Source organism: Pseudarthrobacter sp. C1, assembly GCF_034720455.1.
In the GTDB taxonomy this organism is placed as follows: domain Bacteria; phylum Actinomycetota; class Actinomycetes; order Actinomycetales; family Micrococcaceae; genus Arthrobacter.
The window spans coordinates 69095-84156 of record NZ_JAYESK010000009.1; the positions used below are offsets into that span (position 1 = coordinate 69095).

Genomic DNA, 15062 nt, shown 5'->3' on the forward strand with positions numbered 1-15062 from the left:
AGATGCCCATCAAGCTCGTCACCACGGTGGCAGGCCTCCACGCTGAGGGGGCCCGGCTCCTTGCCTCCAAGCACGGCACCTCGCAGGGTCTGGTGCCCACGATGGGTGCGCTGCACCAGGGCCATGCCGCCCTGGCGCGTACCGCCGTCGAACAGAATGACGTGGTGGTGGCCACGGTCTTCGTCAACCCGCTGCAGTTCGGTGACGCCGTGGACCTGGATCGCTACCCCCGCACCCTGGACGCCGACCTTGCGCTGCTGGAAGCCGAAGGCGTGGACCTGGTGTTTTCGCCATCAGTCGATGAGGTCTACCCCGGCGGCGAACCGCTGGTGCGCGTGACGTCCGGCCGGCTCGGGGAAAAGTGGGAGGGGGCGTCCCGGCCGGGGCATTTCGACGGTGCCCTGACCGTGGTGGCCAAACTGCTCCACTACGGGATGCCGGCCGCAGGGCTGCCGGACGGCGGCGCAGCACGTGCCGGCCTGCCCGCCTACCGTGCCTACTTCGGCCAGAAGGACGCCCAACAGCTGGCGCTGGTCAGGCGCATGGTGGCTGACCTCAATTTTCCGGTGGAGATTGTGGGGGTGCCCACGGTGCGCGCCGTGGACGGGCTGGCGCTGTCCAGCCGCAACCGCTTCCTGTCGGACGAGGAGCGGGAGGCGGCGCTGGTGCTTTCCAGGGCCCTCCGCCTGCTTGAGGAACGGGCGCATGCCCGGCAACCGCTGGACCTGGAGTCCGCGCAGGCGATGGTGGAGTCGCAGCCCCTGGTGGCCTTGGACTACTTCGACGTTGTGGACCCGGGCACCCTGGAGCCGCTGGCCGAGAACTGCCGGGAGACCCCGTTCCGGGGGGAGGCCCTGGCGCTCATTGCGGCCAAGGTCGGGCCGGTCCGGCTGATCGACAACGCGCCGCTACATTCCTGACCCGGCGCCCTGGCCGGTACCCCTGCCGTCGCCGGTGCCAGGCCGGCGTTGATAGGGGGTGTTGATAGGGGAGCGGAGGCCTGTTGGGCCGGCAACTGATCCGATATGCTCAAATTATTGCCCCGGACCCTGGCATCGGCCCATCACGGCTATCCAGGAGGACCAAGTAAAAATGGGCAAAAGTCTCGCTACCCCCATCCGCGGGCTCGTGGACCGGACCCGGTATCCCGCAGCACCTGACGCAAGCCCCCTTGCAGAGCAGTCGCTGGACATCATCTCGTCCATCCTCGAAGACACTTCGCCCGGGCTGGCGGAAATAAAGCTCCGGCTCCGTCGCTGCCTGGCCGCTTATCCGCGGCGCCCGGAGCTGGCGTTGCTCGCCCACCTGATGGAGACATCCAGCCTGGTGAACCCGATGGGCGGCGAAACGCTGCCGTGATCTTGCGGCTGAACTGACCGGCGACGGTGGGTATCCTTAGGTGACCACACCACCGTTCCGGTTCAGCCAGCAGCCAACCCGGCGACAGCGGAATGAATCAGGAAACAGGGGCTCACCATGGACATTGCACCCGGGCTGGCGGGTGAAGAGGACCTGTGTGGCCCCTATCTGGAGAAACTGCCCGTTACCGGCGCCGCCGTATCCCTTTTCGGCGGCGCGACAGCTGAATCCCTGATCTGTGCCAGTGACGCTTTGGCTGCAAGGCTTGATGAACTGCAGTTCAGCCTGGGCGAGGGGCCCCGCTGGCGCGCGGTCCGGACCCGGCTGCCTGTGCTGGTTCCTGACGCACAAGGTGTTCCGCACCCGGAATGGCCGATGTTCCACAGGGCGATTAACGGGACGGACGCGGCTGCCCTGTTTGTCTTCCCGCTGACTATCGGCGCTGCGGACCTGGGCGTTGTTGAGCTTTATCACTCCGCCGCGGGAACGCTGAACAGGTCCCACCAGGCAACGGCGGCCACACTTGCCGGCCAGACGTCCTGGTACCTTTTGCGGAAGATCCTGACGATCGGCTCGCCGGACACGGACCCTGCACTCGATCCACCCCTGATGTCGCGCCGTGAAATCCACCAGGCAACGGGCATGGTCCTTGCCCAGTCCGGCGCAACCGCGGCGGACTCATTGCTGTTGCTGCGCGCCTACGCGTTCGCCCATGACCTCACGCTGAGGGAGACGGCCCAGGCAGTGCTCGAAGGCCGCCTGAAGTTCGAGCCCGGCCATGGCGGCGGTCAGGGTGCCCGGCCCCTGCAGTAAAATAGCGACATGGCAACGACAACCCGCGCTGAGCGCGTCAGTGGGGCGTTCGTGAAGATCGCGGACACGCTGGTTGCGGACTATGACGTCCTTGACCTGCTCCACACCCTGGTCGAGGAATCCGTGGGGCTCCTCGACGTCGCGGCGGCGGGCCTGGTCCTGGCCGACCCCAGCGGGGAACTCCAGGTTTTGGCCTCAACCAGCGAGGAGAGCCAGTTGGTGGAAGTGCTCCAGTTGCGGGCCGGGGAAGGACCGTGCGTAGAGTGCTACGCAACCGGTAACCCGGTGACCGTTGAGGACATTCAGGTCCTTGACCGGTGGCCCCAATTCAAGGCGGCGGCGCTGTCCCAGGGGTTTCGTTCCGTACACGCCGTTCCCATGCGGATACACGGCCGGACTATCGGTGCCATGGGCCTCTTCGGTTCTGCGCCCGGTTCCCTGACTGTGGAGGATTCCGCCATTGGCCAGGCGCTGGCCGACGTCGCCACCATCAGCCTCATGCACGAACGCACCATCAGGGAAGCCGTCCTGGTGAACGAGCAGCTGCAGCGTGCGCTCAACAGCCGAATCTTGATTGAGCAGGCCAAGGGAGTCATCGCCCACACGGCCGGTGTGGACATGAACGAGGCCTTCTCGCTGCTCCGGAACCACGCCCGTGCACATAATGAAGGACTCCACGAGACCGCCAGCCGGATCGTGGACCGCAGCCTCACGCTTTAGACGGGCCTGCTAATCCGAATCGTGCCTGCGCCCGGAACGGTGCCTGGCAGTCAGAGTGGCAGGTGCCCGCGGTACATGAGCTGCTCCAGCAGTGCCTGCTCCGGCTCGCCTGGATGCCGTGCGACGCAGCGGCGGAGCCGGGCCCGTGCCAGCTCTTCGCCGGGTGACTTGCCGCAGAGCACTTCGTCGATGACTTCCTGGGCCTGCCACCGGAGGGACTCGATGGCAAACTGCCGGATCTCATCCGGCGTGTCAACGGCCATCCAGGAGTCCGGATCCGAGGGCACGGCTGGGAACATCCGCTCTGCTGACATTGGGGCCTCCTTGCACCAACCCGAGGGGGCCGGTCAGGGCCTCCGCGGCGTCAAAAAGCATGTTGGAAAAACACTACAACGGGAAAGACCGGTCTGTCTCCCTCCGCAGTAGACTGAAGATCCTATGAGTCCAGAGGCAGAAGTCCCTCCGACCCCCGTGCCGGCACCGGTGGCGTCAACTGAGGGCAATGCAAGTTCCGTGGACCGGATCATGGCGGTGGCCTATGAGCTTTTTTCCCAGCGGGGCGTGCGGGATGTTGGCGTCAATGAGCTTATTGAACGGTCCGGGGTAGCCAAGGCGACCTTCTACCGGCACTTCCCCTCCAAGGATTCGCTGGTCCTGGCCTTCCTGGAGCAGCGGGACAGGCAATGGACAGTGGGCGCCATCGTCTCGGAGGCCCGCCGCCGGGGAAGCACGCCCGCCGATCAGCTGCTGGCCATCTTCGACGTGTTTGGCGACTGGTTCCTCCGGGAGGACTTTGAAGCCTGCTCCTTCATCAACATCCTGCTCGAGATGGGCCCGGCCCATCCACTGGGGCAGGCAAGCATCGACTACCTGGCAAAGATCCGCGGGCACGTGCAGGCCTTGGCCGAAGAAGCGGGGCTGCAGCGGCCGGAGGAGTTTGCCCGGTCCTGGCACATCCTCATGAAGGGCTCGATCATCTCAGCCACCGAAGGGGACATGCAGGCCGCCAAGCGCGCGCAGCAGATGGCCGGCTGGCTGATCCAGCACCACAGGGGCTAGAAGCTGAGCTCCGGCGTCCGGGGAGCGGAAGTGCTGGACCGCACCACTAACCGGGTCTCCATCAGCTCATCGGCCGGCCCGGCAGTCTCCGCATCATCCTGCACCAGCGCCAGCAGGCGCTCCACCGCCCGCATTCCCTGGTCACGGGGAAACTGGTCGATGGTGGTCAGGCCGAGGATTTCGCCCATCTCGTGGCCGTCCACGCCAATGACGGACAGCTCGTCGGGGATCCGCAGCCCGAGGTCGCGGGCCGCCAGCATTGCGCCGAAGGCCATTTCATCGGAGGCGCAGAAGATCGCGGTCGGCCGTTCCTCGGCGTCCGCCAGCAGGTGCTTTGTCTCCTTGTACGCGCCGTTCGCCGAGTAGTCGGAGATCAGGGACCACGCCTCGTGGACCGGCAGTCCTGCCGCGGCCATGGCTTCCTCGTATCCGGCGCGGCGGCCGCTGGAGATCTCGAAATTCCTTCCATACTCCTGCTCGCCGCCGAGGTGGGCCACCCGGGAGTGTCCAAGGCTGATCAGGTGGTTTGTTGCGCGGCGGCCCACCTCGACATCGTCGATCCGAAGGGTGGGAATCCCCGGAAGCGGGCCGCCCACGCCCACCACCGGGATTCCGGCAGCGAGGATCTGTTCGGTCTCGTGGGCGTTGAGCTGCAGCGAGACTGCCAGGACGCCGTCGAGCCGTTTGCGCAGCAGGAAATCCCCCAGCACCGATTCCCGGTACCGGTCGCCCTGGAAGTCGTAAAGGGTGAGATCGTAACCGGCATCCATCAGGGCGGAATTGGCGCCCTCCAACAGCGTGGCGAAGTACCACCGGTTGACGAAGGGCAGCACCACGCCAATGTTGTGGCTGCGGCCGCTCGCCAGGCTTGAGGCGTGGTAGGACATGACGAAGCCAAGCTCGCTGGCTGCCTCGGTCACGGCCTGCCTGGCCCGGCTTGAAACACTGCCCTTGCCGCTCAACGCACGCGACGCCGTCGCCTGTGAAACCCCCGCCAGACGCGCTACGTCCCTAATTCCTGCCACTGACCCTCTGCTGTTCCGCTTGGCGCCATGCGCAGCCAAATGCACTGCGCAGGACCCAGCTTACGCTGGTCAGCAGCGTCCCCATCCGTGCTAAGCAGGATGTCCAAGCGAGGCAGGTCAACCGGCTCTGCGCCCATATTCATCATCACCAGCACGCCGTTGTTGGCAAACATGATGCAGTCTGGCGACGTGAAACCGTCAACCCAGGCCAGGGAGCCGGCGCCGAGCTTCAGGCCACGGCGAAGCCCCAGTGCACGGGTGTACAGGGACAGGGCGGAGGACCCGTCCTGCCGCTGCGCGTCCCGGGACAATGCTGCCCAGCCCTCAGGCTGCGGCAGCCAGGACTCACCTGTGCTGTTGAAGCCGAATGCCGGTGCGGCCTCCTGCCACGGCAGGGGTACCCGGCAGCCGTCGCGGCCGATGCGTTCTCCGGCGGTCCGCCGGAAGGAGGGGTCCTGGCGGAACGTGTGGTCCATGGTGGTGTGGTCCGGCAGGCCCAGTTCCTCACCCTGGTACAGGTAGACGCCGCCGGGCAGCGCGAGCATAAGCATCGACGCCGCCACCGCACGGCGCAGGCCAAGCTCAGCGTCCGGCTGGACGTCTTCCGCGCCCAGGCCGTCACCTGGCCGGGCAGGGGGCTCGACGATGCCGAAGCGCGTGGCGTGGCGGACGACGTCGTGGTTCGAAAGCACCCACGTGGTGGGCGCGCCCACGGAGTCGAACATCCGCAGTGAGCTTTCAATGACCGCACGCAGCCTGGCGGGATCCCACGGTGTGCCAAGGTACGCGAAGTTGAAGGCCTGGTGCATCTGGTCCGGCAGGACCCAGTTGGTCAGCCGGGACAGGGGGTCGATGCTTGCTTCGGCACAGAGGATGCGCTCGCCGTCGAACTCGGCAAGGACCTCGCGCCACCGCCGGTAGATGTCGTGGATTTCCGGCTGGCCGAACATCGGCGCCAGGTGGCCCGGGAAGTCTTCGGTGCTGACGCCGTCTGGCCGTCCATGCCAGTCCGGCAGTCCGTCCGCCTTGACCAGGGCGTGGGCCACGTCCACCCGGAAGCCGGCAACGCCGCGGCTGAGCCAGAAACGCAGGATGCGCTCAAATTCGGCATGCACGGCGGGGTTGTCCCAGTTGAAGTCGGGCTGGGAGGAATCGAAGAGGTGCACGTACCACTGGCCCGGCTCGCCGGACGGCTCCGTAATGCGGGTCCAGGCCGGTCCGCCGAAGTGGGACTGCCAGTTGTTGGGCGGCAGTTCCCCGGTGTCACCGCGGCCGTCCCGGAAGACGAACATGTCCCGTTCGGGGCTTCCCGGACCTGCCGCCAATGCAGCCTGGAACAGCGCGTGGTCCGAGGAGCAATGGTTTGGCACCAGGTCGATGATGACCCGGATGCCCAGGGAATCCGCCCGGGCAACCAGGGCGTCGAAGTCGCCAAGGGTGCCGAACACGGGATCGACGTCGCAGTAATCGGCGACGTCGTAGCCTCCGTCCCGCTGCGGCGAGACATAGAAGGGCGACAGCCAGACGGCGTCGATATCGAGCTCGGCCAACTGGTGAAGCTCGGCTGTGATGCCCGGAAGATCACCTTGTCCATCGCCGTTCAGGTCCCGGAACGAGCGCGGGTAGATCTGGTAAATCACCGAGGACCGCCACCACTCAGAGCCTTCGTCTGCCGGGTGGACGGGTACCAGGCGGGCGGCGGAGAGGTCAGGCTCTACGGGGAGAAGTGTGTTCGTCATCGGGCCATCGTAGCCGCAATGGCCCCAAGAATGGAAAGGCTTCCAAGAAGTTGATACCGATGCTTCCCGTGACAGGGGCACGTCTTAGCCGCCTACCGTGTAGGCAATGGTGCATGTGACGCCATTTTCGTGAAGGGCTGGACAATAAAAAATGGAAGCGCTTACAGTTGGGTGACGCAAATCACCAGCCGGCTCCCTTTCGCGGAGAAACGGCACGCTTTCAAAGGAGAAAAATGAGTAGGATTCAGGGTGCTCTCGCGGTTACCGCTACCGCGGTGCTGCTGCTTACGGGGTGCGGAAACGGTGCCGAACCAAAGCAGGCAGCCTCATCAGCACCGGCCGCGGCGGGGTCCACCGCCGCCCCCGAGCGGGCTGATGCCGACCTGGTGATCTGGACGGACAACCTGAAGGCCGATTCGATCCGCGCATTCGCCGAGGATTTTGCGGCTGACAACGGCATCAGCGTGGCCGTCCAGGTCATCTCGGGCGAGTTCCAGACCGCCCTTGTGACGGCAAATGCTGCAGGCAATGGCCCCGATGTTTTCACCGGAGCACACGACATGATCGGCAATCTCGTCCAGAACGGCTCCATTGATCCGCTGCAGATTGCCCCGGACCAGCTCAAGGGCTACGCCGAGACGGCAGTGAAGGCTGTGACCTATAACGAGTCGGTGTACGCACTGCCGTATGGAATCGAAACCCTCGGCCTGTTCCGCAACACAGACATCGTCCCTGAGGCGCCCCTGACCTTGGAGGATGCCTTCGCCAAGGGACAGGAGGCTGTGGCCGCCAAGAAGGCGGAAGTTCCTTTCAGCTTGCCGCAAGGGAACAGCGGCGACGCCTACCACATGCAGCCGTTGTACACGTCAATGGGCGGTTACCTCTTCGGTTCGACACCACAGGGTGACCCTGATCCGTCTGACCTGGGTGTGGGTGGTGAAGGCTCTGTCGCTGCTGCCAAGAAGATTCACGCCCTTGGGGAAGCGGGCAGCGGCATCCTGAAGCGCTCCATCAGCGTTGACAATTCGATCTCTTTGTTCGCTGACGGCAAGGCGCCGTACCTTGTTGCCGGTCCTTGGGCCCTGAACCAGGTTGAAAAAGCGGGAATCCCCTTCGAGGTGACACCCATTCCCGGTTTCGAGGGACAGGCCGCTGCCCAGCCCTTCGCCGGCGTTCAGGGCTTCTACGTCGCTTCGAAAGGAAAGAACGAAGCCTTCGCCCACGAGTTCGTGGAGAACGCGATGAACACCGAAGCGGGCATGACGCAGATGTTCGAAGGCGCAAAGCTGCCGCCGACCATGACCACGGTCAGGGAAAAAATCGCAGGCCAAAACCCAGCCATTGAGACGTTTGCCTCCGCAGCGGAGTCCGCCCAGCCCATGCCGGCCATTCCTGAAATGGCTGCTGTCTTCGCCCCCCTCGGCCAGGCTTTTGCGGCCCTCGTGGGGGGCGCTGACCCGGAAAGCACGATGCGCTCCGTGCGGGAAACCATCGCTGCTGCAATCGGCAAGTAGCAAACAGGCCCAGGTGGCCGTTGCACAAGTCTTCGGCCCCCTGGGCCCTGCTGCCCAGATTGACCTCCAGGAGAACCCCCCATGATCAAAACACTCACGCGCCTGCAGCGTCCCTCGTCGGCTGCAGCAAACGATCCCGGCACCCGTCGCGACATCACGACCAAACCGGTGTCCCTCTTTGCCAAAATCCTTGCACTGGGTACCGTTGCGGGCTCAGCCGCAGCACTTACCCCGGCCCTTATCGCTACAGGAAAGTGGGGTTTCCTCGCGGCGGTCTGGGGCATCGCCGGCATCCTGCTGCTGACGTATATCACCGGCCGCGGTGTGCCTGCCAAGTACCTTGTGCCCGGCGCGCTCCTCCTGGTGGTCTTCCTGGTGTACCCCATCGTGATGACGTTCCAGATGTCCACAACCAACTTCGGTGACGGAACCAGGACGTCAAAGGAAGAAACCGTCTCGCAAATCATCGGCGCTTCAGTCGTTCAAAGCCCTGATTCGCCGCGCTACAACCTCTCCGTGGCGACTGAAGGAAATCCCGCGACCGGACCGTACGCTTTTCTGCTTGTGGAGCCCAAAAGCGGATCAGTGTTCCTTGGCACCCCCGGAGACGGGCTGCGGGAGCTTGAACCGGCCGACGTCACCGTCAGCGGCGGGTTCGTCACTGCGGCCGAGGGCTACCAGCTCCTGACGCCCCAAGAGGTCAACAGCGCCAGCGACGCGCTGAAAAATCTTGCGGTGCCCACTGACCGTGGCGCCATCCGGCAGCTGGGCATCCGCCAGGCCTTCGAGGGCGCCTCGCCGCTCACATACGACGAAGCCCGCGATGTCATCTCAAACACGGTGACCGGCGTGGACTACGCACCCGTCCTGCAGGGCGACAAGGAGTACTTCGTCGACGGAGAGGGAAAGCGGCTGTCCGACCAGTCCTGGCTGGCAGATGTGGGGTTCGCCAACTATCAGCGCATCTTCACAGACACAAGAATCAGCTCCGATTTCCTGCAGATCTTCGCATGGACCTTCATCTTCGCAACGGTCTCGGTCGCGGGAACTTTCCTGCTTGGGCTCGGCCTCGCTGCCGCGCTCAACGATCCGCGGATCAAAGGCCAGCGCTTCTACCGGGCCATCCTCATCCTGCCCTACGCCATCCCGGGGTTTATCGCCCTGCTGGTCTGGTCCAGCTTCTGGAACAAAGACTTCGGCCTGATCAACAACGCCTTGGGCCTGGACCTGAACTGGCTCGGCGACCCCTTCCTGGCCAAGGCAGCCATCCTCCTGACCAACTTCTGGATGGGATTCCCCTACATGTTCCTGGTGTGCACCGGAGCCCTCCAGGCGATCCCCGCAGACCTGAAGGAAGCATCACGTATTGACGGCGCCAGCGGATTCCTGGGCTTCCGGAAAATCACGTTCCCACTGCTCCTGGTCACTGTCGCCCCCTTGCTGGTATCGACCTTCGCCTTCAATTTCAACAACTTCAACGCCATCTACCTGTTGACCGAAGGCGGGCCCTTCGATCCCGCCAACCCGACGGCGGGAGCAACTGACATCCTGATCAGCTACACCTACCGCCTGGCCTTCGGAGGGCAGGGCGCACAGCTTGGCTTTGCGGCAACCGTGTCAGTGCTGCTGTTCGTCATCACCGGCATCATCGCCGCAATTCAGTTCCGTTTCACGCGCACCCTGGAAGAGGTGAACTGATGTCGTCTGCCCAGACACGTCTCGCTCCGGTACCCCAGCAGGAACCGCAAAAGACTCCGGAGTCCCGCCGCAGGCACCCGGGAAACCGATGGTTCACAGAAGTTGGATGGCGTCACCTTGTGGCAATCGCGGCGGTGTCCGTAGCCCTGTTCCCCGTGCTGTTCATTGTCTCGGCCGCGCTGAACCCGCTGGGCACGGTGGCGTCCACCAGCCTGATTCCCCGTGAAGTGAGCTTCGTGCATTTCGAAGCCCTCTTCACGGACCCCAACCGTCCTTACCTCCGCTGGTTTGCCAACACGCTGATCATCAGTACTGTCGTCACACTTGGCCAGATTCTGTGCAGCGCCCTGGCAGCATACGCCTTTTCGCGCTTCCGCTTCAGCGGCCGGCGAATTGGCTTGCTCAGCCTTCTCCTCATCCAGATGTTCCCCCAGTTCCTCGCCGTAGTGGCGCTGTACCTCATGTTCACTTCCATCGGTGACGTCATTCCCCAGCTGGGCCTCAACACGCTCCTGGGCTACGGACTCCTGCTCATGGGTGGCGCGCTCTCGCAGGTGTGGCTCATCAAGGGATTCTTCGACTCGGTGCCGAAGGAGCTGGACGAGGCAGCAATCATGGACGGAGCGGGCCACGCCACCGTGTTCTTCCGCGTCATCTTCCCCCTGATAACCCCGATCCTGGCAGTCACCGGCCTGCTGTCCTTCATCGGCGTGCTGGGCGAATTTGTCCTGGCATCAATCTTCCTCACCGATAACGACGTCAAGACCCTGGCTGTCGGACTGTACGCCACCATCGACGCTGACCGGTCCGGGAACCTCGGCGTGTTCGCCGCAGGAGCCCTCCTCACCAGCCTGCCCGTGGTCCTGCTCTTCCAGTTCCTGCAAAAGTTCATCACCGGAGGACTCACCGCCGGGGCGGTCAAGGGATGAGCGCCACGCAGCTGTGGGACCATCCACACCATGACGGTTCCGCAATGTACGTTTCCAACCCCACTCCTGAACTGGGGGACGCAGTCACGGTGTTCCTTCGGGTTCCCCGCGCCAGCGGCGTAACGAAGGCACTGCTGCGCGTATGCATAGACGGCGAACAGGCGCTGCTTGAGACGAGCATCGATCGTCAAAACGCGGACGAGTTCTGGCTGAAGGCTGATTTCCCGCTGGAGAACCCGGTGGTGAACTACCGCTGGCTGCTCGACGGATCCCCGAGCGGGTACCAGTGGTTCAACGGGACTGGCCTGCACACCCGCGACGTAACGGACGCCTGCGACTTCCGCATCACCGCCTACTCCCCGCCGCCCGCCTGGGCAAACAGTGCCGTCCTCTACCAGATTTTCCCGGACCGGTTTGCAAAATCAGTGGACCGGCCGGCACCGGACTGGGCCATCCCCGAGGACTGGGGAAACAAAGTGATCGGGCGGGGACCCGAAACTCCGTACCAATACTTCGGCGGAGACCTCGACGGAATCACCACCCGCCTGGAACACATTGCCTCCTTGGGGGCCGACACCGTGTATCTGACACCGATATTTCCCGCCCGTTCAAACCACCGGTACGACGCATCCAGTTTCGACCAGGTGGATCCGTTGCTTGGCGGGGATGCAGCTCTGCGCCGCCTCTCCGGGGCCCTGCATGACCGCGGCATGCGCCTGCTTGGTGACCTGACGACCAACCACTGCGGGGACGCCCACGAATGGTTCAGGACAGCGGTTGAAGATCCGCAAAGCGTCGAAGCGGGATTCTTCCTCTTCACCAACCACCCTGATGAGTACGTGTGCTGGTTCGGGCATAAATCGCTGCCGAAGTTCAACCACAGCGATCCGGAATTGCGTCGGCGCCTGTACGAGGGCGAGGATTCCGTCGTGGCCCGCTGGCTGGGACCGCACGGATTCGACGGCTGGCGCATCGACGTCGCCAACATGACGGGGCGGCACGGCACGACCGACCTCAACCACATGGTGTCCACCACGCTGCGCCGGACCATGGCTGAAGCCGATCCGGAGGCGCTGCTGCTGGCCGAACACAGTCACGACGCATCACAGGACCTGCAGGTGGATGGCTGGCATGGCGTGATGAATTACGCCGGTTTCACGCGCCCGGTATGGCAATGGCTGAAGCCGCCAACCGCCGTACCGCTGGAGCCAGGGCCGTTCGTGTCCATCCCCCGGCTCTCCGGGAAAGACGTGGTCGGCTCAATGCGGGACTTCGCCGCGGCCGTACCCTGGCGCGCGGCCGCGCACGCCCTCAACCTTGTTGGGTCCCACGACACGTTCCGGGTGAGCACCCTGCTCGGGGACCCGCGGCTGGTCACGGTGGCCTTTGGACTGTTGGCCACGATGCCAGGGATCCCCATGCTGTGGGCGGGAGATGAGATCGGACAGGAGGGCGTGAACGGTGAAGATGGCCGCCGCCCCTTCCCCTGGGACAAACCGGATGAATGGGATCATGGCAGGCTGGCCACCACCCGTGCTCTTTTCCAAACGCGGAAACAGTCGGAAGCCCTTCGACAGGGCGGACTGCGGTGGCTGGCAATCGGAGATGATGCTTTTGCCTTCCTTCGTGAATCAGCCAACGAAACGGTGCTGATCCACGCCTCCCGGGCCGACCATGCCGCCATCAGGGTTCCCGCCCAGGTCGTCGGAACCAGCCTGCGCGGCCTGGCAGGAACCCCGGACCTTCACGCTGCGGCAGATGGAATGGTCACCCTGCCCGGCGCAGGGCCGGGTTTTGCCATGTGGAGCTGTGACCCGTCCGCTTAAGGGCACTGCGCCGGGGCAGAGAAAATGCTCAGCTTGCTTATCACTTTCGGTGTTCCTAGGCTGGAAACTGTCAGGCAATAGCTTCCGGGGCGTGGTCCGGTGCCCTCAAGGCGCCGGACCGGCCTCAGTCGAGGAGGAACAATGTCAGAACAGAGCATCGCAGGCAAGAAGGTCGCATTCCTGTTGACGGACGGCGTCGAGCAGGTTGAACTCACCAGCCCGTGGCAGGCAGTCAAGGACGCCGGCGGCCAGCCCACCCTGGTGGCCCCGAAGAGCGGCAAGCTGCAGGGTTTCAAGGGCACGGAGAAGGGCGACACGTTCGACGTCGACCTGACCGTCGCCGAGGCCAACGCCGGTGACTTTGACGCCCTGGTGCTTCCCGGCGGCGTCGTCAACGCCGACCACCTCCGCGTGGACAAGGATGCCCAGAGCTTCACCCGCAGCTTCTTTGAACAGCACAAGCCGGTGGCCTCCATCTGCCACGGGCCCTGGCTCCTCATTGAAGCCGGCGTGCTGCGCGGACGAAACGTCACCTCGTACCACACGCTCCAGACCGACCTGAAGAACGCGGGCGCCAACTGGACCGACGAGGAAGTGGTGGTGGACCAGGGCCTGGTGACCAGCCGCAAGCCGGACGACCTGCCCGCCTTCAACGCCAAACTGGTTGAGGAAATCGCGGAAGGCCGGCACGCCGGCCAGACCGCCTAGTTCCGGATCCAACCCCGGCAGTTCCCTCAGGCTTCAGAAAAAGTTCCGGTGCGGAGGAATTACTCCACCCGGTAGAGTGTTGGCATCTGCAGCGGCCATGTTCGCGCATCATCCATACACTCCCTGAGGGAACACCCATGTCTACCGAAGTTTCTCCAAACGCCAAGGGGCAGTCAGTCCAGACCGATGGAACCAGGCCTGCCGCGCCGGAGAAGATGTCCCGTGAATCGGTGACCATCATCAGCACGCTGCTGGTGGCCACCTTCGTGGTGATCCTCAACGAGACCATCATGAACGTGGCCCTGCAACGGCTCATGGTGGACCTCCGGGTGGATGCGCCCACAGTCCAGTGGCTCTCCACCGGCTTCATGCTCACCATGGCCGTTGTCATCCCCACCACGGGGTTCATCCTGCAGAGCCTCTCCACGCGCGCCGTCTTCCTGCTCGCCATGGGGCTCTTTGCCGGCGGTACCGCGCTCGCCGCGGCAGCTCCCGGATTTGAGGTCCTGCTGCTGGCGCGCATCGTCCAGGCGGGCGGCACGGCCATCATGCTGCCTCTGCTGATGACCACCATCCTCACCCTGGTCCCGCTGGCCAGGCGCGGGGCCGTAATGGGCAACGTCAGCATCGCCATTTCCGTGGCTCCGGCCATGGGCCCCACGGTGTCCGGGCTGATCCTTGAGCATTTCACCTGGCGTTTTATGTTCGTGTTCGTCCTCCCGGTGGCCCTCGTGGCGCTCGCCATCGGCGCGAAGTACCTGACCAACGTGGGGGAGACGGAGAAGACCAGGCTCGACTTCCTCTCGGTCCTCCTGACCGTCCCCGCGTTCGGCGGGCTGGTCTACGGGCTCAGCCAGATCGGCGGCGGCCACGGCGGCCAGGCCGCTCCGGGAGCGCCCGCCATCGCCGCGCTGGTGATCGGCGTCGCCAGCCTCGCCGTGTTCGTGCTTCGCCAGGTGCGGCTGCAGAAGGCCGAAGCCCCGCTGCTGGACCTGCGCGCCTTCAACTTCCGCATGTTCACTGTCTCGGTCCTGCTGATGGTGGTGGCCATGATGGCGCTGTTCGGCGGCGTGATCCTGCTGCCGCTCTACCTGCAGGAAATCCGCGGCCTCGGCTCCCTTGAGACAGGACTGGCCCTGCTGCCCGGTGGCCTTGCCATGGGCCTGCTCGGCCCGGTCATCGGCCGGCTGTTCGACAAAGTGGGGCCGCTGCCGCTGACCGTCACGGGTTCCATCCTGATGGTTTTGTCCCTGTGGCAGTTTTCCATGCTCGACGCCGGCACGTCCGTTGCGTGGATCGTCACCTTGCACGTGGGGCTGAGTTTTGGCCTGGCACTGCTGTTCACGCCGGCGTTCACCACCGGCCTGAACCCGCTGCCGCCGCACCTCTACTCGCACGGGTCCGCGATCATGAGCACCACGCAGCAGGTGGCGGGCGCAGCCGGCACAGCCCTGCTGGTGTCGATCTTCGCGGTGGTCTCGGCAGCGTCCGGCCTCGTGGCGGGGATGAGCGCCGCGTTCCTGACGGCAACCGTCATAGCCTTTGCCGCCGTCGTACTTTCCGCGATGATGCGCAAGACCGAAGGTGCCGGGCCGGGTCACGCCGCCCACTAACCCGCCCCCGGCCTGCCCAACTGAGTAGCGCCAAGTGTCGTTTTGACCGCTCAAAACGA

General features: G+C 64.6%; 14 protein-coding genes. 11 read left to right on the forward strand and 3 right to left on the reverse strand.

The window, feature by feature from the left end; translation table 11 throughout:
- The first annotated feature begins 2 nt into the window (after positions 1-2).
- The 4 genes from panC to U7114_RS15250 all read left to right on the forward strand — a co-directional run bounded on the left by panC (position 3) and on the right by U7114_RS15250 (position 2892).
- Positions 3-920 (forward strand): pantoate--beta-alanine ligase, encoded by a 918-nt coding sequence (gene panC, locus U7114_RS15235; protein ID WP_323057833.1) that lies wholly within the window; start codon positions 3-5, stop codon positions 918-920.
- 172 nt (positions 921-1092) lie between these two features.
- The gene (locus U7114_RS15240) at positions 1093-1359 is read left to right on the forward strand and encodes a hypothetical protein (protein WP_321215064.1); all 267 of its coding nucleotides are present in this window, start codon (positions 1093-1095) and stop codon (positions 1357-1359) included.
- Between the two features lie 117 nt (positions 1360-1476).
- Complete coding sequence (locus tag U7114_RS15245; protein ID WP_323057834.1) at positions 1477-2172, forward strand: GAF and ANTAR domain-containing protein; 696 nt, start codon at positions 1477-1479, stop codon at positions 2170-2172.
- A 9-nt stretch (positions 2173-2181) separates the two neighbouring features.
- A complete protein-coding gene (locus U7114_RS15250) occupies positions 2182-2892 on the forward strand; it encodes a GAF and ANTAR domain-containing protein (RefSeq protein ID WP_323057835.1) in 711 nt (236 codons plus the stop codon).
- Positions 2893-2942: 50 nt separating this feature from the next.
- Here the strand turns inward: U7114_RS15250 and U7114_RS15255 are convergent, their stop codons facing one another.
- Positions 2943-3206 carry a hypothetical protein gene (locus U7114_RS15255; protein ID WP_157239737.1) on the reverse strand — a complete coding sequence of 88 codons (264 nt, stop codon included), beginning with the start codon at positions 3204-3206 and terminating at the stop codon, positions 2943-2945.
- A 124-nt stretch (positions 3207-3330) separates the two neighbouring features.
- Between U7114_RS15255 and U7114_RS15260 the strand changes: the two genes are divergently transcribed.
- Positions 3331-3951: a helix-turn-helix domain-containing protein gene (locus tag U7114_RS15260; RefSeq protein WP_323057836.1), complete on the forward strand. Its 621-nt coding sequence runs from the start codon at positions 3331-3333 to the stop codon at positions 3949-3951.
- On the opposite strand, the gene U7114_RS15265 is transcribed toward U7114_RS15260, so the two are convergent.
- Positions 3948-4976, reverse strand: coding sequence for a LacI family DNA-binding transcriptional regulator (locus U7114_RS15265; RefSeq protein WP_321215065.1), 1029 nt, complete (start codon positions 4974-4976; stop codon positions 3948-3950). The genes U7114_RS15260 and U7114_RS15265 overlap by 4 nt on opposite strands.
- Positions 4955-6715 (reverse strand): glycoside hydrolase family 13 protein, encoded by a 1761-nt coding sequence (locus U7114_RS15270; RefSeq protein ID WP_323057837.1) that lies wholly within the window; start codon positions 6713-6715, stop codon positions 4955-4957. Before U7114_RS15270 ends, U7114_RS15265 begins: the two co-directional genes overlap by 22 nt.
- Before the next feature lie 233 nt (positions 6716-6948).
- Between U7114_RS15270 and U7114_RS15275 the strand changes: the two genes are divergently transcribed.
- The 6 genes from U7114_RS15275 to U7114_RS15300 all read left to right on the forward strand — a co-directional run bounded on the left by U7114_RS15275 (position 6949) and on the right by U7114_RS15300 (position 15003).
- Entirely contained in the window at positions 6949-8229 is a 1281-nt protein-coding gene (locus U7114_RS15275) for a sugar ABC transporter substrate-binding protein (RefSeq protein ID WP_323057838.1), read from the forward strand.
- A gap of 81 nt (positions 8230-8310) precedes the next feature.
- Positions 8311-9927, forward strand: a complete 1617-nt coding sequence (locus U7114_RS15280) for an ABC transporter permease subunit (protein ID WP_321215068.1) — start codon at positions 8311-8313, stop codon at positions 9925-9927.
- A gap of 119 nt (positions 9928-10046) precedes the next feature.
- Positions 10047-10856 carry a sugar ABC transporter permease gene (locus tag U7114_RS15285; RefSeq protein ID WP_323057839.1) on the forward strand — a complete coding sequence of 270 codons (810 nt, stop codon included), beginning with the start codon at positions 10047-10049 and terminating at the stop codon, positions 10854-10856.
- Positions 10853-12682, forward strand: a complete 1830-nt coding sequence (locus U7114_RS15290) for a glycoside hydrolase family 13 protein (RefSeq protein ID WP_323057840.1) — start codon at positions 10853-10855, stop codon at positions 12680-12682. The genes U7114_RS15285 and U7114_RS15290 overlap by 4 nt, the downstream gene beginning before the upstream one ends.
- Before the next feature lie 141 nt (positions 12683-12823).
- Entirely contained in the window at positions 12824-13390 is a 567-nt protein-coding gene (locus tag U7114_RS15295) for a type 1 glutamine amidotransferase domain-containing protein (RefSeq protein WP_157239724.1), read from the forward strand.
- A 137-nt stretch (positions 13391-13527) separates the two neighbouring features.
- Entirely contained in the window at positions 13528-15003 is a 1476-nt protein-coding gene (locus U7114_RS15300) for a DHA2 family efflux MFS transporter permease subunit (protein ID WP_323057841.1), read from the forward strand.
- The last annotated feature ends 59 nt before the right edge of the window (positions 15004-15062 follow it).